Here is a 25,448-nt window from a genome sequence, read left to right as displayed (position 1 = left end):
GTCTTAGTTAAAATAACTTACAGTTTGGTGGTGTTTTTTTTGATCAAAAAAACTATTCTGATTATTCTTAAATAACTATTTAAACTTATATTTGGTTTGTATCTGTAGGTTTTATATTAGGAACTTAACCTTTAGTATTGGTTCAAAAAAATAAAATATACCTCATTAGTAAGCGCTATTAGCTACTGGAATACAAATTATTATTATGCTGTAGAGAGTTCATTGTCAATATCTTCAAAAATTATCAATCTTTTTATATTATTTACTACAAAACCTATGAACAAATTATTTTACGTTTTATTCGCAATCCCTTTTTTTATTAGCTGTACGAATAAAAAGCCTTTGGATCAAAAAAATATTAATTCAACTAAAAAACAAACAGCTCTTACTGATACTGTTGCTGTGGGAACACAAAAAATATCAGATTTGGATATATATAGTGTTTATTCAATTTTTGGCGAAAAAGACACTATTGCACAAGTATCCTTATCAGATAAATATCAATTAAGCGACCATAAAGATTCTCTTGCTATTCCTAATATTAAAAACTTAGAAGAAAAAGATGCTAAATACTTAGTATTGAATTCGACATATAGAAATAGAATGCTATCCAAAATGAAAATATCAGAAAAAGATAGTGTTTATGTATATGATTATTCTACCAATATTGTCAATGCATTTTCTGTGAAGTCTTTAAAAGTTGTGGCTGTTGTAAGCCCATACGGAGCAGATTGGCCTTATACACAACATGATTATATGATTGGATTTGAACTAGATCCAAAATTATTAAAAGGATTTGATTCCTATTATTTGAATACTTTGGTTTGTATTGGTTCAAAAAATCCTTTTGCAATGAAGCCATTGAAAGTTATAAAGTGGAAAGAAACAACAATTGCAAAAGTACCTGCTGCATCTGTAAATCCTGACTATAATCATTTGATAAAAATGGCTAATAAGAAAACGGCTTATAGTTATAAATCAAACGGCTTTGAATATTTTTTGCAAGATTATATAGAAGAAGAAGCAGTATTGTTGAGAAGATTGATTGTTAAAGAGGAAAAATCAAATAAGATTGTTTGTGATAAATATTACCGTGCAGATGAAGGCGGTTCGTTTGCAGAATTAAGCCTTAATATAGAGAATCAAGAAACCGGTCAATGGACAGGTAAACTTTTTAAGAATAAACCCGAAGTGGTTTTTGGTTTTGTATACGTTTCCTTCGGTTGTCCAGGGATCTCATTCTTAGATAAAAATGAACCGGATGTTTTTATAAACTGTGATAACAGACATTAATTTAACAACATAAAAGAGAAAAGCCCTAATTCTATAATTAAATAGAATAGGGTTTTTCTTTTGCTGTCAATTGCTAATCTCGACAATCTACTTGGTTCAGAGTCATTTTAATTATCACAATTATGCTATTCTTTTAATTAAAAGTGAATACTTTTATAGATGAAATTATTTCAAATTAGATGAATATTCAATCCATAAGACTTTAATGAAATATCTATACTTGCTCTTTTTGTTTATCTGTAATGTGACTTTTTCGCAAACAGAAACAGATTCTATTTCGTACAATCTTATATTTAAAGTTAATTATCCTCCAGAATCTTATGGTGTTGAGGATATAGATTTTAATAAAGAAAAGCCTGAATGTGTATTTGAACTTAAGGGAAAAACACCTTTAAAATATTCCTTCCGTTTGCAAAATGATTCTATTGCTTCTCTTTATCAATTTAAAAATAACAAATTCGAACATCAGGAAAATGTGCATTATCAGTCTATTTTTTGGCATTTTGATAAGGATATACTTTTCTCAAATTTCAAGGTAGTTGATTTTGATAATGATGGAGACGAAGATTTGCTGTGCTGGGTATTTTCTAACATAAATGGTAATGAATGGACTATTGTTTTTATAAATGACCAAACGCAACAAAAACTGGTTAGATTATATAATGCAGCCGATGAAACGGATATTTGGGGCAAACCTAGATTTGATAAAGTGACAAATACGATTCATACGGAACTTTACGGAAGTGCTTTTGGAACTTCCGCTGAAAGCAGTTATAAGTTACAAGATAATCTGACTGTTATTCCTCTAACAAAATATTTTCAAGATAGAACAGGCAAACGCATGTATGACTATGAATATATTGGAATAAACGGTAAATGGAAATTAAAATCTAAAAATAGAGTAAAGCAATAAAATGAAACAAATTATAATTCTGACTATTTATTTGTTGTGCAATACAGTTGCATTAAATGCGCAAAGTGCCGATATTAAACAGATTGAGAAAGGCATAAAGCTCCAAGCGATGGAAGGAAAATATCAAAAAAAAGCGGTAGACCTGAATAACGATGGGCAAATTGATGTTATATATACTTACCAATGCGGAGAACCTAAATGTGTTGAGGTGTATTTAAATATAGGCGGTGTATATAAAAAAGTGGTAAATGAACCATTCGGGAGTAGCAAGTTGGATGAAACCACAAGCAAAAAACAATTACGTTTGATATTATATCATTGTTGTGGTGAAAGTCCTTATGAATCCAGACGTTTATTTGGTTTTGGTAAAAATGCTGCGTTACTAGAAGAGAACTATGTATTAACAAATGATGAATATGTACAAGAAAAGAATGCAATGTTGCTTCCAGTAGTTTATTTAGCGACACCACGTTTTGTAAGGAATACTATAGATAATTATAACGTACGTTATTCTCCAATAATAAAAGCAACAGGTAAAAAAGGAGTTGATGATTTTGTTTTTACCTGTGAGGAAGGCACAAATATTATAGCAAAATTAAAACAAAAGTCAACCATTAAAGTACTTGCAGAGAAAGTAGAAGCAGAGCGTACCTGGCTTTTTGTAGAAATAGAAAAAAGTGCCATTGCTGGCGAATGTAATCCTGTTAGTTTTGATTTTAAAGACCAAAAATTACGAGGTTGGATAAGTGGAAAATTTACTGAGAACATTGCTGAAAAAAAATAATAAGAAACAGAAAAAACAATAACGATGAACAAACCAAAAAAAGAGAATGAAATTTGGGGACAATGGATTACGATTAATAATTACCAAAATTATCCTGCATTAGTAAATATGTTAGCTGATTTTGTCGGTGATAACATCTTGGGATTTGTTTATATTGACCATGTGGCAGGAACTACATTGGAGGTTGTGAAATTATTTAACAATGTTGATGACGAAATAGTATTTACGGACTCTCCTCGTGATAAGGAAATTAGAGTTATTATACGACACGCTCAATTTTCACAAACTCTTTTTCAAGTAATAGAGGACAAATTTTTAGGTGATTATGAATTAGTTAAACCATTGTACATCGAAAGCTACGATAGAGATGATTTAACTGAATTTAGAAGGGATGAAACTCTTGATCCTTTTAGGGCTGAAGGTTTTCCTGACGATATAAAAATATTACTATTATCAAAAGATAATGATACAACACCCGAATTAGTTTGGGGGCGTATTATAAAGTATAATCATTTAAATAAAACAGGAATATCCCAGTTAATGGTTCAGCCAAATCAAGATTTTGGGATAAACAAGAATGAAGGACTAGCGTTTACAATGACAGAAGTTGAGGATGAAGTATGGATTATTGGAATAATAATCGATAAAAAAGTGAAAATTGAAAGTAAACCATGGTGGAAGATTTGGTAAGATATTCCTAAGAATTATTTGCAAAAGCACTGCTAAGCAATATAAGACTAACTATTTTCGTGAAAAACAAAAGAGCCACAATTTGTGGCTCTTTAAATTTATAATAATGTCAAGTATATCTATGTTTCTTTGACCGTAATAATCTTTACAGGACAAGCTTTTGCTGCTAGTTCGCAACTTTCGACAATGGCATGATTGGGAGATTTTAAAGTAAAAAAACCTTTAGCGTTTACCGAATGTATCAAAACTGATTTCCCGTCTTTTTTTGACATCTGAAAATGTACTGGATCCATTTCTACACAGTAGTTACAACCAATACATTTATCTCTTTGTAAAGTAATAATAACCATTATGCCTCTACGATTTTATATAATTTATCAGACATTCTGATTCTGAAAGGTAATTTGAAGGTACAATCATCGCCTTTTGTAGCTTTATCGGCTACAATGTCGTTTACGAACATTTCGTCGATTACCATTTCCTGAGCTCCTGTGCTTGGTCCTGTTACAAGAATTCTGTCTCCAATTTTAATATCGTAAGCTTCAATTTTAAATTGCCCAACCTCAGCTTTTGGAAAGAAATGAGTTCCTTTACCTACATAGACTTTCTTTTGGGTTGCTGCTGATCCCGGAATATCACTCCATTCTCCTAATTCTTGTCCAAGATAATATCCTGACCAAAAACCACGATTGTAAACGGTGTTTAAAGCTTCCATCCAAACTGCAATTTTTTCTTTAGAGAAAGTTCCATTATAGTAAGCATCAATAGCTTCGCGGTAGGCTTTTATTACCGTTGCTACATATTCGGGTGCACGACCACGGCCTTCTATCTTAAGAACCTGAATTCCAGAGTCGATTACCTGATCAAGGAAGTCTAGCGTACATAAATCTTTAGGAGACATAAGGTATTCGTTATCGACTTCGATTTCGAAACCTGTTTCCTGATCTATAACGGTATATTTTTTACGGCAGTTTTGCTTGCAAGCGCCACGATTTGCTGAGGAGTTATGCGAATGTAAACTCAAATAACATTTACCCGAAACAGCCATACATAAAGCACCATGTCCGAAAATTTCGATTTCGACTAAATTTCCGTTCGGGCCCTTTATTTGTTCTTTCTCAATTTGTTCTGTGATACTTTTTACCTGACGTAAGCTCAATTCACGACTTAAAACCATTGTATCTGCAAATAAACTGTAGAATTTTATGGTTTCGATATTTGTAACATTAAGTTGGGTTGAGATATGTACTTCCATACCAATTGTTCTTGCCATTGCAATTACAGCTTGGTCAGATGCAATTACAGCAGTAATATTGGCTTCTTTGGCTTTGTTTAGTAATGTTTTTACAATCGATAAATCATGATCGTAAATAATAGTGTTCAAAGTAAGATAGCTTCGTACTTTTTTGGTAGCGCAACGATTGGCAATTTCTTGCAAATCATCCATGGTGAAATTCACGGTTGAACGTGCTCTCATGTTGAGTTGTTCTACACCAAAATAAATAGAATCAGCACCATTATCTAGCGCAGCCTGAAGTGACTCAAAACTCCCTGCGGGAGCCATAAGTTCAATTTTATTGTTAATTGCCATTTTTGATTTATTATTCAAATGGCAAAAATAATGTGGGTATAGATTAGATTCCTATGATTTATATCATAGTCTATATTTTAAAAATTATTTGTAGTATATTATTAAAAAAGCCCACGATTGAAACAGTGGGCTTTGTTCTATATTATCAAAATTTAGCATAAATGCCGCAACACTCATATTAAATTCAATCTAAAATCTTGTATACCTTATCAGACAATCTAATTCTAAATGGAACCTCAAAAGTAACTCTATCGCCAATTTTAGCAATAGTAGCAACTTCTTCATTAACAATCATTTTTTCTAAAACCAATTCTTGATTTCCTGTAGTAGGACCAGAGATTAAGATGGTATCACCAGTGTTTAGTTCATGATTTTCGATAGTAAAAAGACCTACTTGCGCTTTTACATAATAATGCTCTGCTTTACCAAGAAGTACTTTTTTTACTTTTATTTTTTGGCGAATATCGACTGGTTTAGCTACGCTCCGTTCGGCTCCGCCTCGGGTTTCTGCCGTAGCCAAAGAAGCGTTAGGTAACTCTCCAGAATGTTTGAATTTCAAACTATCTGATTTTCCTTTTCTAAAAACTTTATTTCCAACTTGTTTTCCAGTTCTCAATCGAACCTGATCAACTAGTGGCATGTGTATAATGTCTAAACATTCTGTAGAACAGCAATTTTCCATTGCAGTTTTGCAATCATCACATTGAATAAACAACAAATGACATCCGTCATTCTCGCAATTGGTGTGATTGTCGCAAGGTTTTCCGCATTGATGGCATTGCGAAATAATATCTTCGGTGATTCTTTCGCCAAGACGATTATCGAATACAAAGTTTTTCCCAATGAACTTACTTTCTAAACCTTCAGCTTCAATTTGTTTGGCGTAATTAATGATTCCGCCTTCTAATTGATAAACATTTTTAAAACCCTGATGCTTAAAGTAAGCACTAGCTTTCTCACAACGAATTCCACCTGTGCAATACATTACCAGGTTTTTATCCTCTTTATGATTCTGAAGTTGATCGTTTATTATTGGTAAACTCTCTCTAAAAGTTTCTACGTCTGGAGTAATAGCTCCTTTAAAATGCCCAACTTCACTTTCATAGTGATTTCTAAAATCAACAACAATGGTATTTGGATCATCAAGAATTTCATTGAATTCCTTGGCTTTCAGGTGAACGCCTATATCAGTAACATCAAAAGTTTCGTCGTTTAAACCGTCAGCGACAATTTTGTGACGAACTTTAATGGTTAATTTTAAAAATGAATGGTCATCATGTTCTACTGCTTCATTCAATCGTATACCTTTCATGAAATCATAGATTTCAAGAGTTTCTCTAAAAGCTTCCAAATTTTCGGCAGGAATACTCATCTGAGCATTTATACCTTCGTTAGCAACATAAATTCGGCCTAAAGCATCGAGCTTGTTCCAGGCTACAAATAAATCATCGCGAAATTTTTTGGGATCTTGAATTTTGGCATACGCATAAAAAGACAACGTTAATCGTTGTTTACCAGCATCATCAATCATGATGGCTCTTTCTTCTGCGCTCAAAGTGTTATACAGTTGCATGCTATAAACAGTTTTAAGTTAAGAAATTAAAATATGAATTCACTTTTTGAATTCGGGTGCAAAAATAAGGTTTATTTTGAGATTAAAAATTCTATTAACATTTTATCTGATTTTTTTGATTAAAAAGCTGGATAAATTCACACAGTTTTGTTTATCGTCCACTTAAAACCTTAATAATTACTGATAATCAATCAAATACATGCTTTTTGAGGCAAAGAAAAATGAAATACACTTTTTTTACTTTTTTATTAAAAAAATGTTAACTTAGCTTTGGACTTAATTGGTTCTTAATTAGTTAAATATTAATGCATCTTAATATAAATTAAAAATGAACAAAATTTACCTTTCAGCAATTCTAATTCTTTTCTTTCTTACAGCCTGCAAAAAAGAAACCCCACCAGCACCTAAACCACTAGAAATCTCTATCCTTACCGTTTTGAATCAGGATGTAAACGTTGAATCTGAATATACTGGACAAACATACGGGCAATCAGATATTCAAATAAATCCGCGAGTGGATGGTATCATTACAAGTTTAAATTTTAAGGAAGGTGCTTTTGTAACTAAAGGTCAGTTATTGTACAGCATTGATCCGTTGCCTTATAACGCAAAAGTTGCTGAAGCTGAAGGAACATTGGCAGAATCACAAGCGCGTTTGGCAAAAACAAAATCAGACTTAGACATGATTGCACCATTAGCTAAGATAAATGCTGTTAGTCAGAGAGAATTAATTTCGGCAAAATCAGCCTACAATGCATCACAAGCTCAAATTAAAGCGTCACAAGCATCTTTAGAAAACTCAAGAATAGAATTGGGTTATTGCCAAATTCTAGCGCCTATTTCAGGTTTAATCGGAATATCAAAAGTAAGAGTTGGTGATTATGTGAGACCTGGTGCGGCATCTGTTCTAAATACAATTTCTGATCTAGGCGATGTAAGAGTTCGTTTTACAATGAGCGAACAGGAATTTCTTCGTTTATTTAGAGAATTCAATAAACCAGGTTCTGCTTTAAAAGGATCTGGTGCAATAGTTTCGCTAAAATTATCAGATGGCTCGACTTATCCTGAAACGGGTAAAGTTAGTTTTGCCGACAGACAGATTGATCCTTCTACTGGCGCCATAACATTTGAAGCGTCATTTACAAATCCAGACAAATTACTGCGTCCGGGACAATATGTAAAAATTGGTTTGCTTACAGATGTTCGTAAAAATGCAATTGTGATTCCGCAGCGAGCTGTTATAGAAGTACAAGGCATTTATCAGGTTTATGTTCTAGGAAAAGACAATAAAGTCAATATGCAGATCGTAAAACCAGGCCCATCGGTAAAAGATGGATACGTTATTGAAGATGGCTTAAAACCTGGAGATAAAATAGCCATGGGAGGTACTTCGTTATTAAAGAATGGAAGTGTTATTACACCAAAAGTAATTCAATGGAAATTAGGTCAGACTGAAGCTGGAGTAGCTAAATAATTTATACAAGATAGTATTATGGGAGAATTTTTCGTTCGAAGACCAATCGTTGCTATTGTCATTAGTATTATTATTGTAATACTTGGGTTATTGGCATTACAAAAAACACCTATTTCACAGTATCCTGACATCAATCCGCCTGTTGTAAAAATAACTACAAGTTTTACAGGAGCCAATGCGTTGAATGTTGAACAAGCCGTTGCCACACCAATTGAACAAAAAGTAAATGGCGTAGAAAACATGTTGTACATGAAATCTACCAATACCTCAGACGGAGCTTGTACTATTGAGGTAACTTTTGATGTGGGTACCAATTTGGATAATGCTAATATGCTTACGCAAAACAGGCAGAATCAATCTTCTCCTTTTATGCCCTCAAGCGTGAAGCAACAAGGTGTTGTGGTAAAGAAGTCGCTGTCATTCCCGATGATGTTATTTACGGTTACCTCGACCAATCCAAAATATGATGCTAAATTTTTAAATAATTATGCCAGTATCAATATTGTAGATCAATTGGCTCGTATAAAAGGTGTTGGAGAAGTTTCCTTATTTGGAGGAAGCGACTATTCAATGCGTGTTTGGCTAAAAGCCGATGTGATGAGCAAACTAGGTGTTACTGTTGATGATGTAAAAAATGCATTGAATGCTCAAAACATGATTAGCCCCGGAGGAAAATTTGGAGCTGAGCCAGCACCACCAGGAACCGAGTTTACTTATGGTGTTACATTACAAGATCGACTAGTAACCGAAAAGCAATTTGGAGAAATCGTTGTTCGAAGCAAAAAAGACGGCGCTCAGGTTTTACTTAGTGATATTTCCAGAATCGAATTAGGTACAGAAAATTATAGTTCTTCTGCACGTCGAAACAGTTCTCCTAGTGCGGTAATTGCAGTTTATCAAATGCCCGGTAGTAATGCTCTCGATGTAGCTGCATTAGCAAAAAATGCTATGAAAGAAATGTCTGAAAAATTCCCAAAAGACATTGAGTACCAAGAATCCTTAGATACAACTCTTGCTATTACAGCTGGAGTTGAGGATATTGTCCATACCCTTTTTGAAGCTGTTTTATTAGTTATTTTGGTAGTGTTTATTTTTCTTCAAAATTGGCGCGCCACATTAATTCCGCTTATAACAGTTCCTGTTTCCTTAATTGGAACAATTGCCGTTTTCCCGTTATTAGGATTCTCTATCAATACACTTTCGCTTTTAGGATTAGTATTAGCTATTGGTATCGTAGTCGATGATGCAATTGTGGTTGTAGAAGCTGTAATACATCATATCGAAAAAGGCAAAAGTCCGCGAGAAGCAACAATTCAAGCCATGCGAGAGGTATCTGGGCCAGTAATCGCAATTGCTTTAATCTTAATTGCTGTATTCGTACCTGTTGCTATGACTCCGGGAATTACAGGTCGTTTTTATCAGCAGTTTGCCATAACCATTGCAGTATCTGTAGCATTTTCTGCCTTTAGTGCTTTGTCATTGAGCCCTGCTTTATGTGCTATGTTATTAAAACCAACAAAACCAATCGAAGAACAAACAGGATGGCTATCGAAGTTTTTTGCAGGGTTTAATAGAATATTCGAAAAAGTTACAGGCAAATATATATCAGGAGCCACTTTTTTTGCTAAAAAAGCAACCCGAATAGTCATTTTGCTGGTAGTCATTTTAGCCTCAGTTGTATTATTGGGCAAAAAAATACCGTTAGGATTTATTCCTGAGGAAGATCAAGGTTATGTGTTAGTTAATTTGTCTTTACCGCCAGCATCTTCATTACAGCGTACAGATGAAGTATCGAAAAAAGTAGACAGCTTTCTGAAAGAAGAAAAATCGATACTGTCTTACACCACAATAAATGGGTTTAGTATGCTTACCAATTCATACCAACCTAACAGTGCTTTTGTTTTTATCTCCTTAAAACCTTGGGAAGATAGAGAAGAAACTGCAAAACAATTTATCGATCGATTAAATAAAAAACTTGCAACTCAAATAACTACTGCAACTGCCTTTGCGTTTGGTCCGCCAGCAATTCAGGGTCTTGGTGCATCGGCAGGTTTTAGTTTAATGATTCAGGACAGAGGAGGTAATCCGCCGCAGTATTTAGCAGAGCAAACACAAGCCTTTATTGCAGCTGCCCAGAAGCGCCCTGAAATAAAACGTATTTATACCACTTTTAATGCTGGTTCTCCACAAATTAAACTAGATATTGACAACGAAAAAGCTATGAAATTAGGTGTGCCTGTTTCGAAAGTTACAGAAGCATTGGGTGCTTTTTTGGGTGGAAGTTATGTCAATGATTTTAATCGTTTTGGGCGTCAGTACAAAGTTTATATACAAGGTGAAGCGGCTAATAGAGTTAAGCCCGAAGACTTAAATTTAATTTATATCAAAAATAATGATGGCGATATGCTGCCAATATCAACATTAGTTACCGCAACAAAAGTTACAGGTCCAGATTTCACCAATCGATTAAATCTATTTCGATCTGCTGAAATAGGAGGTGCACCAAACGATGGCTATAGTAGTGCCCAAGCATTAGAAGCTCTGGAAGAAGTAGCTAAACAAACTTTGCCAGCAGATATGAGTTATGATTATATCAACCTTTCATATCAAGAAAAACATTCGCCCGGCGGAGGTTCTGTTTTTCTAATGGCATTAGTATTTGTTTTTCTGATTCTCGCTGCGCAGTATGAAAGTTGGAAATTGCCTTTTAGTGTTCTGCTTGGAGCTCCATTTGCCGTATTTGGGGCATTTTTAGGACTGCTTTTAGCTAGAATTGGAAGTGATGCTTATGTCAACAATGTTTTTGCTCAAATTGGACTGGTATTGCTAATCGGGTTAGTAGCTAAAAATGCTATTCTTATTGTTGAGTTTGCCAAAGAAGAATATGAAAAAGGTAAACCTCTTTATGAATCGGCAATGGTTGCTGCAAAACTTCGTTTTCGACCAATATTAATGACAGCTTTTGCTTTTATTCTAGGTGTTGTTCCACTCTTAACTGCTACAGGAGCTGGCTCTCAAGCTCGTATTGTAATGGGAATGGCAGTATTTAGCGGTATGTTAATTGCTACTGTACTGGGCGTATTAATTGTACCCGGTTTATTTGTCATGATCGAAAACATCGGAAAAAAGAAAGATGATACGGTCAAAATATCCGAAAATAATATGGACTCAAAAACTACAGATCATGATTAAGAAATACAAAATAATCGTAGTTATATTTACACTTTCGCTATTACCGGTGGGCTGTATGGTGGGACCAAAATATACAAAACCCGAACAGCAAAAATCCGATTCTTATAAAAACGAAAGAAATTTAGATACTCTGGCTTCTGTAACCAACTTAAAATGGTTTGATTTATTTAATGATGATGTTTTAAAAGATCTGATTACAAAAGGCCTTCAAAATAATTATGATCTAAAAATTGCTGTCGCGAGAATTGATCAGCTTAGAGCACAGTTAGGCTATTCTAAAACAAATTTATTGCCCACATTTCAATACGGAGCAACCATAAACAGCAATGAAAAAAACTTAACTCCATCAAATGTGGGAGCGAGTATGTCATGGGAAATTGATTTCTGGGGAAAATACCGTCATGAAAATAATGCGACACAAAATGAACTTCTCGCTACAGAAGAAGCACGAAAAGTTGTTTTGTCAGATATTGTAAGCAGTATCGCTACAGCATATTTTCAGATGCGAAATTTAGATAATCAACTGGAAATTGCGAAACAAACGCTCTCTACCAGAGAGAAATATTATGATATTATAACTAAAAGATTTGAAAGCGGTTATATCTCTGAAGTCGATAAAGTTCAAATTGAACAGCAGGTTGCTATTGCAGAAGCTACTATTCCAAACATAAAAAGACAAATAACATTTCAGGAAAACTTAATATCGCTGCTAACAGGACAACTTCCTACCGAAATTCCACGAGGTAAATCGAATACTGAGTTACGAATTGTAAGCGAAATTCCGTTATCGATACCTTCTTCATTACTTGAAAACAGGCCAGATGTAAAAGCTGCGGAATTAAAATATAAAGCTTCAAATGAGAGAATCGGAACTGCTCAGGCTATGCGATTTCCTTCTCTTAATCTTGCTGCGATTGGTGGATTTGCCAGTGCCGATTTAAGTAATTTGTTTTTAGGAAGTTCGTACTCGCAAAATGCTTCTGCTGGAATCGCTGGTCCCATATTTGCTTTTGGAAGAAATAAGCGAAGAGTCGAAATTTATAAGCAACAGGCAGAAGAACTAAAATTTAGCTACCAAAAAACATACATTAATGCTGTAATAGAAGTGGAACAATCGATACAAGACATTAAAACATATAAAGAGGAATGGGCTGCACGCAACAGACAAGTGCAAGCGGCCTTAATTAACTATAAACTGTCCTATGAAAGATATGATAGCGGTTATGTCTCTTACCTGGAAGTTTTAGATGTAGAAAGCAATCTATTTCAAGCACAATTGAGTTTATCGCAGTTGTCTCAAAGTCAGCTAAGTTCTATGGTACAATTGTATAAAGCACTTGGTGGGGGATGGAGCTTCTAAGGTTCTGAGTTGCTGAGGGACTAAGATACTAAGGTTTTGATAAAGAGTTTAAAACAAAAAAAGAGGTTGTTCTGATTGAACAACCTCTTTTTTTTAATCTTTGTGCCTCTGAATCTTTGTTACTTTGAGCCTAAAACCTTAGTATCTTAGTCCCTCAGCAACTCAGAACCTTAGTCCCTTAAAAATTAGCAAAACTCGTTAAACGCATCTTGCAAATTCTCAGCGATTAATTCAGCTGGGCGACCCTCAATGTGGTGACGCTCTAGCATGTGAACTAATTCTCCGTTTTTAAACAAAGCCATACTTGGTGATGATGGAGGAAAAGGGAACATATGTTGTCTTGCTGCATCTACAGCTTCTTTGTCAACACCTGCAAAAACAGTAATTAAGTGGTCTGGTTTTTTAGCACCATCTAAACTCATTTTTGCTCCTGGACGTGCGTTTCTTGCTGCACAACCACATACAGAGTTTACAACTACTAATGTTGTTCCTTCTGATTTGATTGCGTTATCAACTTCTGCTGCACTATGTAAATCTTGAAAACCTGCTGCTGTTAATTCAGCTTGCATTGGTTTTACCATTTCTTCTGGATACATATTTTTTATTTTTTAGTTTAACTTTAAGAATTGCAAAGTTACAAAGTTTAAAAACATGAACTTTAATTCCGGTATAAAGTTTTGTTATAGTTTAGTGTTTGTTTTTAGATCTAATCATATAGTATAATATTCTTTTGAATTTTTCCCTATTTCGTGAATTTTAGACAGCTAAGAATCTGAAATGTCTTTAGTTGCTGTTTTATTTTTATCAGGAAATTGATAGTTGTATTGTTTTAAGCGACCATTTAAACTTGTTGTTTTATGTTTAGTTGTTAAAACGGTTGACTTATTTTGCTCAGGAACCTCAATAGTTGAAAGATAACTGCTTAGATATTTTTTAAGTATTTGCATGTTGTCGACTTCAACCGAGTAAACGACTCTTTTTCCTTCATTTTTTATAATAACAAGATTTGCTTTCTTTAATTCTAATAAATGTTTGGATATTGTTGATTGTGCTAAGGGAATTAATTCAACGATTTCACCACAAGTTCTGTTGTTTTTTTTCCAGAGTAAGGTCATAATCTGAATTCGCGTAGGATGACCTAGTGCTTTGCAAATTTCCCCTATTACTTTTGTCTCGATATCAAAATCTAAGTGTTTAGTAACTCCCATAAATTTGCAAATTAATTTATTATCGTTATTGAGCGATTACACTAAATATACATTAGTCTTAATTGTAAAGTTACAAAGTTTAAAAGCAAGAATTTTAATTACGGGATAAAGTTTTTGTAATAGTTTAAAGTTTATTTTTAAGTCGAAGATAAAGCTATACTTTCCTTCAAATTTTCTTTTACTTTATGGTTTTTCAATGGGGAAATCAGGAATATTTACATTGCCTGTTTTATTATTTTATCAGGGAATTGATAGTTGTATTGTTTATAATGACTATTTCGACCTCTTATTTTATGTCTGGTTTCTAAAACCGTAGTCTTACTTTGTTCAGGAACTTCGATAGTCGAAAGATAACTACTCAAATATTTTTTAAGCAGTTGTATATTTTCAACATCAATAGAATAAATTGTTTTCTTTCCTTCATTCTTTACAGTTACAAGATTTGCTTTTTTTAATTCTAATAGATGTTTTGATATTGTTGATTGTGCCAGCGGAATTAATTCAACGATTTCTCCACAAGTTCTGTTGTTTTTTTTCCATAACAAAGTCATAATTTGTATTCGCGTTGGGTGTCCAAGTGCTTTACAAATTTTTCCTATTGCGTTTGTTTCTATATCAAAATTTAAGTGTTTAGTAACTCCCATAATTTTCCAATTTATTCATTATCGTTAATGAACGATTACATTATATCTACATCATTAATTGTAGATTTTTTATTCATTTTTTTTCTCTCAACTTTGGTTTCTTTAATAATGAATTGAACATTATTTTGAATTTGCAAAGCTAGATAGCAATGAGCCTTCGTAATCGCCTCAAAAAAACCTTAAAGTACAAGAATAAGACATTATTGTTCTGGCAAACGATATTGCTAAATGAATAATTTGCTTTTTTTGTTTGCCGAATTAACCTCAGTTTTCAAGGTATGCACTACTTTTTTCGATAAAAAGATCTTAGCGAATTCAAGAATTATATGGAGCTATTTGGGTATAAAAAAATCTGCAAAGTCGAGAGACTTTGCAGATTTCAGTATTTTGTTGATTAAAGGTTATTTGGGGAACTTTACTTGATATGGGTAGGTCTCGTAAATTGTATTGTCTTCATTAATTGTAAAACCTTTCGCAGCATCTTCTTTTCCAGCATTGAATAAAGCAATAACTTCTTCTTTTGGTTTTCCTTGTTTAAGCATACAAATTGCTTTGTAACATTTCGCATCCGAAAATTGCGGATAAATCTTCAAGGCTTTATCAAAAATAGCAATAGCTTCGTCCCATTTTTTTAGTTCATATTTGGCTATTCCTTGGTAAAAATAGGCTGTGGGATGTTCTAGTTGTTGTCTGTTTTTATAAATGTCATTTACATAATCATCAAAAAGTTTTTCTGCTTTGTCATATTCGTTTAGTTGTAAGTAACAAAGCCCAATATAAAAACTATACGGATGATCCATTCTATATCCGTTGCCATAAAGAGCTATAGATTCTTCTAAATCCTTAATGGCATCTCTGCATGTTTTTGTGAAAATACATTTCATAAAGCCTCTATAAGGCAACCATTCCTGCTTATCATATAAAACAGCTTTGTCTAGAAATGGCATTCCGATTTCATATTTTTTACATTTAAAATAGGGCATTGCTTTTTGCTGCCACAAATAGGCTATTGTACTGTCTTTTTTTAAGCCTTCATCTATGCAATTTTGCCATTCCGACATTGCAATTGCATAATTGTGTTTGTAAGCACAACTGTCTAAAGCTTGTTTAACAATAGCTTCTTGAGCTTTGTCTTTTGGCATTTGACCTAAAGAAAGCATTGTGATAAAAAAAGGGAGAACTAAAATAATTTTTTTCAATTGCTAAGATTTAAAGTTAGAATTTATTTGAAAGAAAAACCACTCTAAATAACGCTTTAATAAATGGTGTTTTTGGACACTTTAAAATAACTTTAACATCTTCGATTAAGTTCGTTTCTTCATCTAAGAATTTAAAAATCAATGCAGGATTGCCTTTCTGAAACATATCTGAAAAAATGGAACTTCCGAGTTCATTGTTTCTATCGAGAATATCCAATAAAAGCAAATCATAGAACCAGAATTTACCTTTTTGATGAAATTTTCTGAAATCAGTTTGTGTTTCAAGAAACGACACTAATTGTGTTGATTTTTTATCGGACTTCTTAAAAGTATAACCTGTGCTTGCTTTGGTCCAACCGCCAGCTGTACCAATATTCAGCACACGATTAGTATTTCTTTTCCAGAAAGGGTAGCAAGTCATCGGGATGCATCCTTGTTCTTTTTCGATTATTTCATAATCATGAATGCCTAGATTCCTGATGTAGTTTTTAATCTCCGCTTCGTATTCTTGCTTTTCTAAAAGAGAATGTGAAAACAAAGTATATTCGAATAAAGCTTCGGTTGTAGATGTTGGTAAAACATACATAAAACGCGTGTTTCCTTTTTGTACAACCGAAAAATCCATGAAGGTAACTTGTTCCGGATTTAAAGCGGCTTGCTTACTTTTGATAAACCATCCGATAAAATGCTGTTGTAAAACGGGATATTTTTGTTGACTTTCAACCAATGCTTTATTATAAATGCTGTTTAAAAGCTGGTTGCAAGTAAACGTATTTGTTGAGATTGCAACAAAAACATGAGTTTCAAGTTCGTTAATATCGGTTACTTTGTCGTTTAAGAAAGTGATGTTTTCTTGTTTTCCTATTAGTTCGAAAACAGAGTTGTTAAAATCTAAACCGCGAATTTGATTGTATTGGTAAGGCTTTAACTCTAAATTACGTTTAAAGTTTTCGTTGGCAAATAATGCCGAATCCCATTTTTTTGAAATAGTATTCTCCCAGATTGATTGTCCTTTTTCCCAAAAACACCAAGTTCGGTCGTTGGTTTTCTTGGCGTCTTCATCAATTAATAAAATAGATTTTTCGGCAAACTTCCCAGATAACACCATTTTATAAACCGTCATCATTGCAGATAAACCGGTTCCTGTAAAAATGTAATCGTAATGCTTCATGTTGTGGGAAATCTATTTTTATCAAAAATAGGTAATTTTAGTTCGTTGGGTTTAATCGATGAAATTATTTATAACCATGTAAGTGATTTAAGTAAATATAAGTTTTGCTTAAATGGACTTATATAACTTATATGGTTAATTTTTTATCCCTTCAGCTTCGCCAAAATCACTTCAAAGTCTTTTGCATTGCGATAACTTGTATCTTGAAATATGATTTCGTTTTCGGGATTTAGAACACAAACAATGGGATAAGTTATTTGATTGTTTACTGTTCCTAGCTGAATCGCTAATTCATTAACTCCGCTTGAATTCCCGTTTGGTTTGTAATTGAAGGTTTGATTATTAAAATGGATTGTTCTTTTTTCTTCGGCATTAAAATCAACAAAATAGAAATTGTTGTTGAGTTGTGTTATTATTGTTTCGTTCTTGAAAGTCGAATTTTTCATTGCCTGACAATATTTACACCAATCGGTATGGATAAAAACGATAACTTTTCGTTTCTGAATTTGCTGTAAGCTATCTATTTGTTCAAACGAATAGAAGCTTAGTTGAGCAAAACCAGTAGAGGTAATTCCTAAGAAGAGAATAATTAGTATTAGCTTTTTCATTTGTTTTGTTTTTAAAGTGAAAATTTAACCGCAAAGGTTCATCTTTGGCTTAAAATGAATTTGGATAAAACGGATTCGCTAAGGCGAAAACGCGGATAAAAACGGATTTTTTTAACTTTTTTTAACTTTTTTTAAATCTGTTTTTATCCGCGTCTTTACTTTTGTAAATCCGTTTTATCAGCGTTCTTTTTTCGCTACTAACTTCTTTTAATATGTGCAATCTGTTGCAATAACTGTTTATCTCAAGTTATATCGTAATCCAAAGAAACCGCGTATTCCTTGGTTTGGCCCGTAAACATAAGTTGTGTCGAATGTTAAACCATACGGGTTGCTCGGTGTTACAAGTACCGTTCCGTTTGGTGCGTATTCTACATTTTTGTCAAAAGGGTCATTAGTTCTCGAAATCAAGAACGGATTGTTTCGCTTAGGTGTAAAGTTAAGTAGGTTTTTAATTCCTGCATACAATTCAAAATTCCTCCAACCTGTATACGTAAACTGAATGTTTTGTAGGCTATACCAAGGGGAATTTGGACTTCTTGGATCGGTATCGCTTAACAATGGTAATTTCATAGGACTGTAAAGATTTCCAGTATAATCTATAGCTAAATCTATCGGATCTATTTTATATGAAATACTCCAAGTTGCTGTAAATTTCTCTGTTAGATATGGTCTTTCTCGAACTCCGTCCTGTACATTGGAAACATCCATAATTGTAGCGCCAGTAATTAGTTTTAATCCGTTAGTAAAGTTCACGTCAATGTTTGTGCTGATTCCCTGACTTACTGCATAACCATTAATGTTGTCGTAAATAATTTTGTTTGGATCAGTTATATAATCTGAAACTATCTTATTACTAAATCGAGTATAAAAGGCTGTAGTTTCTATTCCTACGAATGTTCCGCTTGGGAAGTATATTTTTTTGATGTAGTTTAAATTGGCATTGACCGATTTTTCAGGATTCAGATTGTTTGCAATTACTACTTCTCTTGAGCCAGTTAACGCAGCATGGTCTTCTGTAAATAAATTCACAACTCTATATCCTGTTCCTGCATTAAAACGAAGAATGTTATTGTCGTTGAATTTTAGTTTATAAGCAAATCTAGGAGTTATGATATTCCCGTGAATAGAGTTGTAATCGTAACGAAGCCCTAATAGAATTTTATTTTTCTCGTTGAGGGTTATTTCGTCTTGCAGGAAAATACCCGGTAACCATGTTTTCTCTGGATTGTTTTGCCCTTGCAGTAATGTAGCAGTTGTATTGTCGTCGTAATAAGTGTAACGAGAAGCTATTCCGGCAAGCAAATCGTTACTTCTAATTTTCTTATCCCAGGTAAGTTGTGCAAAACCTATTTTTTGGTTTGCAATATAAGATGTAGTTCCGTAGCGGCTGTCTTGATAATGTACATTACCAGAAAAAGAGAATACTAGTTTTTCTTTTGTAGGTAATTGGTAGCTTCCTATAAGTTCCCCACGTTTGGTGTAAATACTCTCCCCGTAAATTTCGTCGCCACCACGATATTTTTTCTCCCAGCGTACATCACCACCCCAACGATCCTCGTACATTCCGCGTGCGGCAATGGTAAAGAGTCTGTTTTCTTTTCTTTTAAAAGTCCATTTTTGGAATACCGAAATACGATCTTGTAACGTAACATCGGTAAAACCATCATTATCGTTATCGATTCTCTGATTGTAGTTAAAATAGTTTACGCCTAATAATGCTGTTGCTTTTTTACCTACATCAAATTTTACTCCTAAATCTACATTTGTTTCTAACCAACTTGTAGTAAAAACATCGGCTGAGAAAGTGGGGGCGTTTGCTGCGCTTTTGGTGATAATATTTATTAAACCTCCAACAGCTTCACTTCCGTATAAAGATGAGGCTGGACCTTTTACAACTTCAATCCTTTCGACTAATGAATTCGGAATTCCAGACAATCCATAAACAGTGGATAAACTACTCACAATTGGCATTCCATCAATCATTACAGCAGTGTAAGGACCTTCGAGACCATTTATATGAATATCTCCTGTGTTACATACGCCACAATTAAGTTGAGGTCGAACACCGTTTACGTTTTGTAATGCTTCATAAATATTTGCAGTAGGATTTTTTTTGAAAAAAACTGGCGAATAAACCTCTACAGGAACGGCACTTTCTAATCTTTTTACGGCTTTTAAAGTTCCGGAAATTACTACTTCGTTTAGTTCGTTTTCGTCATTAGATAATTCAAAATCTAAAATAAGTGGTTGATTTTCTTTAACCAATATAGTTTTGGTTATGGTTTGTAAACCGAGTGATGAAATCTGAATCTTATAATTTCCTTGTGGAATACTTTCTAATTTGTAATTACCTAAACTATCGGTTTGGGTTTTATAATTTGTTTTTAATAATTGGACATTAGCTTGTGGTGTTTCTTGATTTTCAATAAATACTTTTCCTGAAATTGAACTAGTATTTTGTGAAAAAGAAACCTGAAGTATTGAAAACAGTAGTATTGTAAATAAATATTTCATTTTATTTAAATTATATTTTAGACAAATCTAAAAATTATATTTGATAAACAAAATTCTAATGCTTAAAAATATATTTTTGCATTAAAAAAAGCGATTCATTATTAAGAATGAACCGCTTAGTATTCCAACCGCAAACCAAAACAATTGGAATTTAACAAAACCCAAAATTCTTAAAATGTTATTTTCTGATTGTAATTAAACAAAATCTTCTTCGATAAGTTCTTTATTTATTAATGCACCAGCCACAGATCCCGATGAAACTGCAAGAGCAAGCGAACGACCAAATGTGCTATTGTCGCCTGCTGCATAAATGCCAGCAACGGTTGTTTTTTGGAAACTGTCAACCTTTATTAAACCTTGTTCTGTTATTTCGCAACCTAATTCCTGTGGTAAAAGAGAATGTTGTTCAAAAGGAGGTTTGGCATAAAGTGCTTTTATAGCGGTTTTAGTTCCATTTTTAAAAACGATATTCATTAGTTTACCTTCATTGTGCTGGAAATAATCAATCTCATTTTCTACGACAGTTATATTATTTTTTTTAAGAATACCGATTTGCTCTTCTGTTAAGGTAGGTTTGCCATTCGTAAAAACAGTTAAGTTTTTTGTCCAGTTCGAAATCATCTTAGTAAATTCATATCCGATATCCCCGTTTGCAACAATGCCGGTTTTTTCATTTTTAACCTCATATCCGTGGCAATATGGGCAATGTAATATTGAAATTCCCCAGCATTCTGCAAACCCATTAATTTCTGGAAATATATCTTTTAATCCTGTTGTAAAAAGTAATTTTCGGGAAGTAAATGTTTCTCCTTTTTCTGTTTCTATTTCAAAATCATTTTCAGTCTTTATAGCTTTAGTTGCTTTTGCTTCTAAGAAAGTTATTGTTGAATACTTTAGGACTTGTTTTTTTGCTTTAGCATTAATATCCGAAGGTTTCTTGCCATCGTGCGTTATAAAATTATGTGAATATGGAGTTTGATGGTTACAAGGTTTCCCGCTATCTATTATTAATACTTTGCGCAAGGAACGACCTAATGCCATTGCTGCAGAAAACCCTGCGTAGCTACCTCCAATTATTATAACATCATATTTATTATTGTCTATCATCGTTTTGTATTTATTGTTTATGAAAAGATTCTAGGTATGGGGAAAGGGTCTTTTTTTGAGAAACTTCCTTTTTGATAATCAATAATTTCATCTTCGGAGCAAAGGCACTTTTTTAGTTCTTTGGTGATTTTTTCTTCATTCATTTTTTGACCAATAAAAACAATCTCATTAAGTCGGTCGCCAAAATCGGAAGTCCAGCGTTCTTCGATTATATCCTGAAATTCTACAAAATTGTTATAAGACATACGTTCGCCAAGCGGCATACTTGCCCACCAGACACCAGCTCCCTCTGCTTTCATTGATCCTCCTGCCTGACTCCAGTTTATGGCTTGCTCAGGACGAGATGCCATCCATAATAATCCTTTACTACGAATTATATTTGAAGGGAAATCAGATTTAATAAAATGCCAAAAGCGATGTGGATGAAACGGTTTTGGATCACGAAACACAAATGAACTTATTCCGTATTCTTCGGTTTCGGGTGTATGAATTCCTTCTAATTCCCTAATCCATCCTGCTGAGTTCTCGGCTTCTTCAAAATTGAATAATCCTGTATTTATAATCTCAGCTGGATTAACTTTGCCTAAAATCGAAGTAAGTATTTTGGCAACGGGATTTAGTTTTTGTATATAAGCTTTAAGTGTTTGTAGTGATTCAGGATTTATTAAATCCGTTTTGTTCAGGATAATTACATTGGCAAATTCTACCTGATCTACCAAAAGATTCACAATTGTTCGGTTATCGTTTTCTATATCCGAAGCATTTCTTTCTTGTAATGTTTCGGCAGAACTAAAATCTTTGAAGAAGTTTAAACTATCTATAACCGTAACCATTGTATCGACATAACTAAAGCGTGATAAATCGATGTTTTCATCTTCATTTACAAAAGAAAATGTTTGTGCAACAGGAATAGGTTCGCTAATTCCAGTACTTTCGATAAGTAAATAATCAAAGCGATTTTCTTTAGCCAGTTTTTCTACTTCAATCATTAAATCTTCTCGTAATGTACAGCAAATACATCCATTGCTCATTTCGACCAGTTTTTCTTCGGTGCGGGACAATGTGTGTTCGTTTTTTACTAGTTGTGCATCAATATTTACTTCGCTCATATCATTAACGATCACAGCAACTTTTAAACCTTCTTTGTTGTGCAGAATATGATTAAGCAAAGTTGTTTTTCCAGCTCCAAGAAATCCGCTTAATACAGTTACAGGTAGTTTATTCATTTGCTTTTCTTTTATTATGATTTCTATAATTTAAAAAATGTCCGATAATCATACCAGTTCCCCCAATGTAGATTAAATAGGAATGTACATCTAACACTATTTCTATGAGAATACTTGCAAAAATTAGCGTTAACGACAGAATAAGGATACTACTTACCAAAAGATTGGATTTCTTTATTATTTTTACAACAGCAAAGAATCCTATTGAAACAAATAATAAATCGATTAAAGGATTGTGACTGATCCCTAAAGGAATGATTGTGATGATGGGAAAAATTAAGCAATGTATCAAGCAGATAGATGCGCTCGAAATTCCTAATAAGTCCCAATTAAAGATTGTTTTTGTTTTCATTTCGTGTATATTTGCTTAATGCAATAATGTTGCAAATATAGAAAATAATTTTAAATGCAACTATGTTGCGTTAATATTTTACATATGAAAGTTACCCGTAATACCGCGGCTAAGGGAGCCATTTTAGAATTAATTACTAATTCAGACACGGCATTGTCCCATTCAGAGATTCATAAACTTACCCAAGATTTATGTGATCGCGTTACCATTTATAGAATTTTAGATCGATTGGTAAACGAAGATGTTATTCATAAAATCGTCAATCTTGACGGTACTATCAAGTATGCCAAATGTCATCATGCAAATCATGTTCATATTCATAATCACGTACATTTTAGTTGTGAAAAATGTTTGAAAGTTACTTGTATGGAAAACGTGCAACCAAGCTATATAATTCCCCGTAATTACAAGGTCAACGACGTAAATTTTACCCTTTCGGGATTGTGTCCGAATTGTTTATAAAATCATTTAAGATTTAGACAAGGCTAAAAAAAATATTTGAGCAATACTATTTTTGTATATATTTGCTTTAATAATTTTTATGAAATGACTAAATCTCTTGAAGAAGTTAACCAATCGGTTCATACGCAAAATAAAACCTCAGTATTTAGAAAAATATTAGCATTTTTTGGACCAGCTTATTTGGTGAGTGTCGGTTACATGGATCCGGGAAACTGGGCGACCGATATTGCAGGAGGAAGTCAGTTTGGGTATGCCTTGCTTTGGGTTTTGTTAATGAGTAATTTAATGGCTTTGTTATTACAAAGTCTTAGTGCCCGATTAGGTATCGTAACCCAACGCGATTTGGCACAGGCTTCGAGAGAAACCTATTCTAAATTCATCAATTATATATTATATATTCTTGCCGAGGTGGCTATTGCAGCCTGCGATCTTGCTGAGGTTTTAGGAATGGCAATTGGTATTAATCTGTTATTTGATATTCCGCTTATCGAAGGAGTTCTAATAACTGTTCTTGATACTTTCTTGTTGTTGTTTCTTATCAATAAAGGCATCCGAAAGATGGAAGCTTTTATCATCGTTCTGGTTGCAATAATTGGGTTTTCTTTTGTTTTTGAAATGATTTTTGCGGAGCCCGAACTTGATAAAGTTATTTACGGACTGATACCATCTATACCAAATTCTGCTGCTTTATATATTGCAATCGGAATTATTGGTGCAACAGTAATGCCTCACAATTTATACTTGCATTCCTCTTTGGTTCAAACAAGAAAGTTTGACCGCAGCACCGCAGGAATCAAGCAAGCATTAAAATATAATTTTATTGATTCGACAATTGCGCTTAATCTTGCTTTTTTTGTAAATGCTGCCATTTTAATTTTAGCGGCAGCTACTTTTCATCGTAACGGAATGTTTGAGGTAGCCGAGATTCAAGATGCGCATAAGTTTCTGGAACCACTTTTAGGAACCAAATGGGCGCCAATCCTTTTTGCTGTAGCATTAATTGCTGCTGGGCAAAGTTCTACTATTACAGGAACTCTAGCAGGACAGATTGTTATGGAAGGATATCTAAACCTGAGAATCCAGCCTTGGGTACGCCGAATCTTAACTCGTATTATTGCAATTGTTCCAGCAGTAATCGTAATCCTGATTTATGGGGAAAGCGTCACGGGAAAATTATTGATTTTAAGTCAGGTAATATTGAGTTTGCAATTAGGGTTTGCTATAATTCCGTTGATACACTTTGTGAGTGATAAAACTAAGATGAAAGGGTTTCACATTGGTCGACTAACTCAGGTTACAGCATGGATAATTGCCTTAATCATCGTTTCGTTAAATGGAAAATTAGTTTTTGATGAAATAAGTGGCTGGTTAGCAGCTTCGGAAAATCCGATTGTGCTTTGGCTTACCGTTGTGCCGCTGGCAATAGCGTTTTTGGTTTTGCTGCTTTATATTGTTGTGAAACCGTTTGTTGCCAAAGCTAAATCTAACATTCAGAATCATTCACCTCATAATCTTAGCTTGCATTTTTCAGTAAAAGAAACGTATAGCAAGAAGAATATCGCCATTACAGTTGATTTCTCTAATGCGGATGAAGCTGCAATTAATAGTGCTTTTGAGTTGGGAGGAATAGATGCTAATTATACTTTAATTCACGTGGTCGAAACAGTTGGCGCTCATATGTATGGTCAAAATGTAGACGATCACGAAACCACAATCGATGAAAAACTGCTGCTAGAATATAAAGATATGCTCATGGCAAAAGGATTCAAGATTGAAACCGAACTTGGATTTGGTAAACCCAACAATATCATTCCAATCATTGTAAACAAAGGAAGTTTTGATATTCTGGTAATGGGAACTCATGGACATACTGGGTTTAAAGATTTGCTTTTTGGTACCACAGTCGATAAGTTGCGTCATAAAATTTCGATACCTTTGTTTATTGTTAAATAAAGTTGCTGAGGTACTGAGTTGCCAAGGTTCTAAGGTTTTTTTTAGATTCTTAAAAAAGCTTAGAACCTCACATTCTTAGAACCTCAAAATAAAATAAACGTTTCATTAGTGAGATAAAGATTCAGATAAGCAAA

General features: G+C 33.6%; 22 protein-coding genes. 9 read left to right on the top strand and 13 right to left on the bottom strand.

The genetic code is table 11. The features are described 5' to 3' along the window. Positions 1–276: 276 nt before the first annotated feature. The 4 genes from IW20_RS02925 to IW20_RS02910 all read left to right on the top strand — a co-directional run bounded on the left by IW20_RS02925 (position 277) and on the right by IW20_RS02910 (position 3,680). A complete protein-coding gene (locus IW20_RS02925; RefSeq protein WP_051885507.1) occupies positions 277–1,293 on the top strand; it encodes a hypothetical protein in 1,017 nt (338 codons plus the stop codon). 205 nt (positions 1,294–1,498) lie between these two features. Then, positions 1,499–2,206 (top strand): hypothetical protein, encoded by a 708-nt coding sequence (locus tag IW20_RS02920; protein WP_123869430.1) that lies wholly within the window; start codon positions 1,499–1,501, stop codon positions 2,204–2,206. Between the two features lies 1 nt (position 2,207). Next, positions 2,208–2,990, top strand: coding sequence for a hypothetical protein (locus IW20_RS02915; RefSeq protein ID WP_035618501.1), 783 nt, complete (start codon positions 2,208–2,210; stop codon positions 2,988–2,990). Between the two features lie 24 nt (positions 2,991–3,014). Continuing rightward, positions 3,015–3,680, top strand: coding sequence for a hypothetical protein (locus IW20_RS02910; RefSeq protein WP_035618495.1), 666 nt, complete (start codon positions 3,015–3,017; stop codon positions 3,678–3,680). Positions 3,681–3,799: 119 nt separating this feature from the next. On the opposite strand, the gene IW20_RS02905 is transcribed toward IW20_RS02910, so the two are convergent. The 3 genes from IW20_RS02905 to trhO all read right to left on the bottom strand — a co-directional run bounded on the left by IW20_RS02905 (position 3,800) and on the right by trhO (position 6,844). Continuing rightward, positions 3,800–4,030 carry a ferredoxin gene (locus IW20_RS02905; RefSeq protein ID WP_035618494.1) on the bottom strand — a complete coding sequence of 77 codons (231 nt, stop codon included), beginning with the start codon at positions 4,028–4,030 and terminating at the stop codon, positions 3,800–3,802. After that, the gene (locus IW20_RS02900) at positions 4,030–5,271 is read right to left on the bottom strand and encodes a peptidase U32 family protein (protein ID WP_035618493.1); all 1,242 of its coding nucleotides are present in this window, start codon (positions 5,269–5,271) and stop codon (positions 4,030–4,032) included. Before IW20_RS02900 ends, IW20_RS02905 begins: the two co-directional genes overlap by 1 nt. Positions 5,272–5,455: 184 nt before the next feature. Beyond that, on the bottom strand, positions 5,456–6,844 hold the full coding sequence (trhO, locus tag IW20_RS02895) for an oxygen-dependent tRNA uridine(34) hydroxylase TrhO (RefSeq protein ID WP_035618492.1): 1,389 nt from the start codon (positions 6,842–6,844) through the stop codon (positions 5,456–5,458). 328 nt (positions 6,845–7,172) lie between these two features. Between trhO and IW20_RS02890 the strand changes: the two genes are divergently transcribed. The 3 genes from IW20_RS02890 to IW20_RS02880 are packed head-to-tail and all read left to right on the top strand — an operon-like array spanning position 7,173 to position 12,870. After that, positions 7,173–8,318 carry an efflux RND transporter periplasmic adaptor subunit gene (locus IW20_RS02890; protein WP_035618489.1) on the top strand — a complete coding sequence of 382 codons (1,146 nt, stop codon included), beginning with the start codon at positions 7,173–7,175 and terminating at the stop codon, positions 8,316–8,318. An 18-nt stretch (positions 8,319–8,336) separates the two neighbouring features. Next, on the top strand, positions 8,337–11,510 hold the full coding sequence (locus tag IW20_RS02885; protein ID WP_035618488.1) for an efflux RND transporter permease subunit: 3,174 nt from the start codon (positions 8,337–8,339) through the stop codon (positions 11,508–11,510). After that, entirely contained in the window at positions 11,503–12,870 is a 1,368-nt protein-coding gene (locus tag IW20_RS02880; protein WP_035618486.1) for a TolC family protein, read from the top strand. The genes IW20_RS02885 and IW20_RS02880 overlap by 8 nt, the downstream gene beginning before the upstream one ends. Before the next feature lie 185 nt (positions 12,871–13,055). Here the strand turns inward: IW20_RS02880 and IW20_RS02875 are convergent, their stop codons facing one another. The 10 genes from IW20_RS02875 to IW20_RS02830 form a co-directional block, all read right to left on the bottom strand. Then, on the bottom strand, positions 13,056–13,466 hold the full coding sequence (locus IW20_RS02875; protein ID WP_035618483.1) for a BrxA/BrxB family bacilliredoxin: 411 nt from the start codon (positions 13,464–13,466) through the stop codon (positions 13,056–13,058). Positions 13,467–13,634: 168 nt separating this feature from the next. Then, entirely contained in the window at positions 13,635–14,078 is a 444-nt protein-coding gene (locus IW20_RS02870; RefSeq protein ID WP_051885503.1) for an ArsR/SmtB family transcription factor, read from the bottom strand. Positions 14,079–14,293: 215 nt separating this feature from the next. Continuing rightward, a complete protein-coding gene (locus IW20_RS02865) occupies positions 14,294–14,722 on the bottom strand; it encodes an ArsR/SmtB family transcription factor (protein WP_051885502.1) in 429 nt (142 codons plus the stop codon). Positions 14,723–15,123: 401 nt separating this feature from the next. Next, entirely contained in the window at positions 15,124–15,921 is a 798-nt protein-coding gene (locus IW20_RS02860) for a tetratricopeptide repeat protein (RefSeq protein WP_035618480.1), read from the bottom strand. 16 nt (positions 15,922–15,937) lie between these two features. Then, positions 15,938–17,092 (bottom strand): lycopene cyclase family protein, encoded by a 1,155-nt coding sequence (locus IW20_RS02855; RefSeq protein WP_035618478.1) that lies wholly within the window; start codon positions 17,090–17,092, stop codon positions 15,938–15,940. A gap of 143 nt (positions 17,093–17,235) precedes the next feature. Further along, positions 17,236–17,700, bottom strand: a complete 465-nt coding sequence (locus IW20_RS02850; protein WP_035618473.1) for a thioredoxin family protein — start codon at positions 17,698–17,700, stop codon at positions 17,236–17,238. A gap of 237 nt (positions 17,701–17,937) precedes the next feature. Continuing rightward, on the bottom strand, positions 17,938–20,214 hold the full coding sequence (locus tag IW20_RS02845) for a TonB-dependent receptor (RefSeq protein WP_035618471.1): 2,277 nt from the start codon (positions 20,212–20,214) through the stop codon (positions 17,938–17,940). A 195-nt stretch (positions 20,215–20,409) separates the two neighbouring features. Further along, positions 20,410–21,321, bottom strand: coding sequence for an NAD(P)/FAD-dependent oxidoreductase (locus IW20_RS02840; RefSeq protein ID WP_035618468.1), 912 nt, complete (start codon positions 21,319–21,321; stop codon positions 20,410–20,412). Between the two features lie 17 nt (positions 21,322–21,338). Beyond that, on the bottom strand, positions 21,339–22,547 hold the full coding sequence (locus IW20_RS02835) for a GTP-binding protein (protein WP_035618465.1): 1,209 nt from the start codon (positions 22,545–22,547) through the stop codon (positions 21,339–21,341). Beyond that, positions 22,540–22,899, bottom strand: a complete 360-nt coding sequence (locus IW20_RS02830; protein ID WP_035618462.1) for a MerC domain-containing protein — start codon at positions 22,897–22,899, stop codon at positions 22,540–22,542. The genes IW20_RS02835 and IW20_RS02830 overlap by 8 nt, the downstream gene beginning before the upstream one ends. A gap of 84 nt (positions 22,900–22,983) precedes the next feature. Between IW20_RS02830 and IW20_RS02825 the strand changes: the two genes are divergently transcribed. Next, a complete protein-coding gene (locus tag IW20_RS02825; RefSeq protein WP_035618459.1) occupies positions 22,984–23,361 on the top strand; it encodes a Fur family transcriptional regulator in 378 nt (125 codons plus the stop codon). Between the two features lie 84 nt (positions 23,362–23,445). Further along, on the top strand, positions 23,446–25,314 hold the full coding sequence (locus IW20_RS02820; RefSeq protein WP_035618456.1) for an Nramp family divalent metal transporter: 1,869 nt from the start codon (positions 23,446–23,448) through the stop codon (positions 25,312–25,314). Positions 25,315–25,448: the final 134 nt, after the last annotated feature.

The organism is Flavobacterium hydatis (assembly GCF_000737695.1).
In the GTDB taxonomy this organism is placed as follows: Bacteria; Bacteroidota; Bacteroidia; order Flavobacteriales; family Flavobacteriaceae; genus Flavobacterium; species Flavobacterium hydatis.
Note: the sequence above shows the minus strand (reverse complement) of the source record. Positions and strands in the feature narration are given on the sequence as shown.

Coding starts and splice junctions, on each gene's coding strand:
- IW20_RS02925 (WP_051885507.1), top strand. CDS start 277: ATGAACAAATTATTTTACGTTTTATTCGCAATCCCTTTTTTTATTAGC.
- IW20_RS02920 (WP_123869430.1), top strand. CDS start 1,499: ATGAAATATCTATACTTGCTCTTTTTGTTTATCTGTAATGTGACTTTT.
- IW20_RS02915 (WP_035618501.1), top strand. CDS start 2,208: ATGAAACAAATTATAATTCTGACTATTTATTTGTTGTGCAATACAGTT.
- IW20_RS02910 (WP_035618495.1), top strand. CDS start 3,015: ATGAACAAACCAAAAAAAGAGAATGAAATTTGGGGACAATGGATTACG.
- IW20_RS02905 (WP_035618494.1), bottom strand. CDS start 4,030: ATGGTTATTATTACTTTACAAAGAGATAAATGTATTGGTTGTAACTAC.
- IW20_RS02900 (WP_035618493.1), bottom strand. CDS start 5,271: ATGGCAATTAACAATAAAATTGAACTTATGGCTCCCGCAGGGAGTTTT.
- trhO (WP_035618492.1), bottom strand. CDS start 6,844: ATGCAACTGTATAACACTTTGAGCGCAGAAGAAAGAGCCATCATGATT.
- IW20_RS02890 (WP_035618489.1), top strand. CDS start 7,173: ATGAACAAAATTTACCTTTCAGCAATTCTAATTCTTTTCTTTCTTACA.
- IW20_RS02885 (WP_035618488.1), top strand. CDS start 8,337: ATGGGAGAATTTTTCGTTCGAAGACCAATCGTTGCTATTGTCATTAGT.
- IW20_RS02880 (WP_035618486.1), top strand. CDS start 11,503: ATGATTAAGAAATACAAAATAATCGTAGTTATATTTACACTTTCGCTA.
- IW20_RS02875 (WP_035618483.1), bottom strand. CDS start 13,466: ATGTATCCAGAAGAAATGGTAAAACCAATGCAAGCTGAATTAACAGCA.
- IW20_RS02870 (WP_051885503.1), bottom strand. CDS start 14,078: ATGGGAGTTACTAAACACTTAGATTTTGATATCGAGACAAAAGTAATA.
- IW20_RS02865 (WP_051885502.1), bottom strand. CDS start 14,722: ATGGGAGTTACTAAACACTTAAATTTTGATATAGAAACAAACGCAATA.
- IW20_RS02855 (WP_035618478.1), bottom strand. CDS start 17,092: ATGAAGCATTACGATTACATTTTTACAGGAACCGGTTTATCTGCAATG.
- IW20_RS02850 (WP_035618473.1), bottom strand. CDS start 17,700: ATGAAAAAGCTAATACTAATTATTCTCTTCTTAGGAATTACCTCTACT.
- IW20_RS02845 (WP_035618471.1), bottom strand. CDS start 20,214: ATGAAATATTTATTTACAATACTACTGTTTTCAATACTTCAGGTTTCT.
- IW20_RS02840 (WP_035618468.1), bottom strand. CDS start 21,321: ATGATAGACAATAATAAATATGATGTTATAATAATTGGAGGTAGCTAC.
- IW20_RS02835 (WP_035618465.1), bottom strand. CDS start 22,547: ATGAATAAACTACCTGTAACTGTATTAAGCGGATTTCTTGGAGCTGGA.
- IW20_RS02830 (WP_035618462.1), bottom strand. CDS start 22,899: ATGAAAACAAAAACAATCTTTAATTGGGACTTATTAGGAATTTCGAGC.
- IW20_RS02825 (WP_035618459.1), top strand. CDS start 22,984: ATGAAAGTTACCCGTAATACCGCGGCTAAGGGAGCCATTTTAGAATTA.
- IW20_RS02820 (WP_035618456.1), top strand. CDS start 23,446: ATGACTAAATCTCTTGAAGAAGTTAACCAATCGGTTCATACGCAAAAT.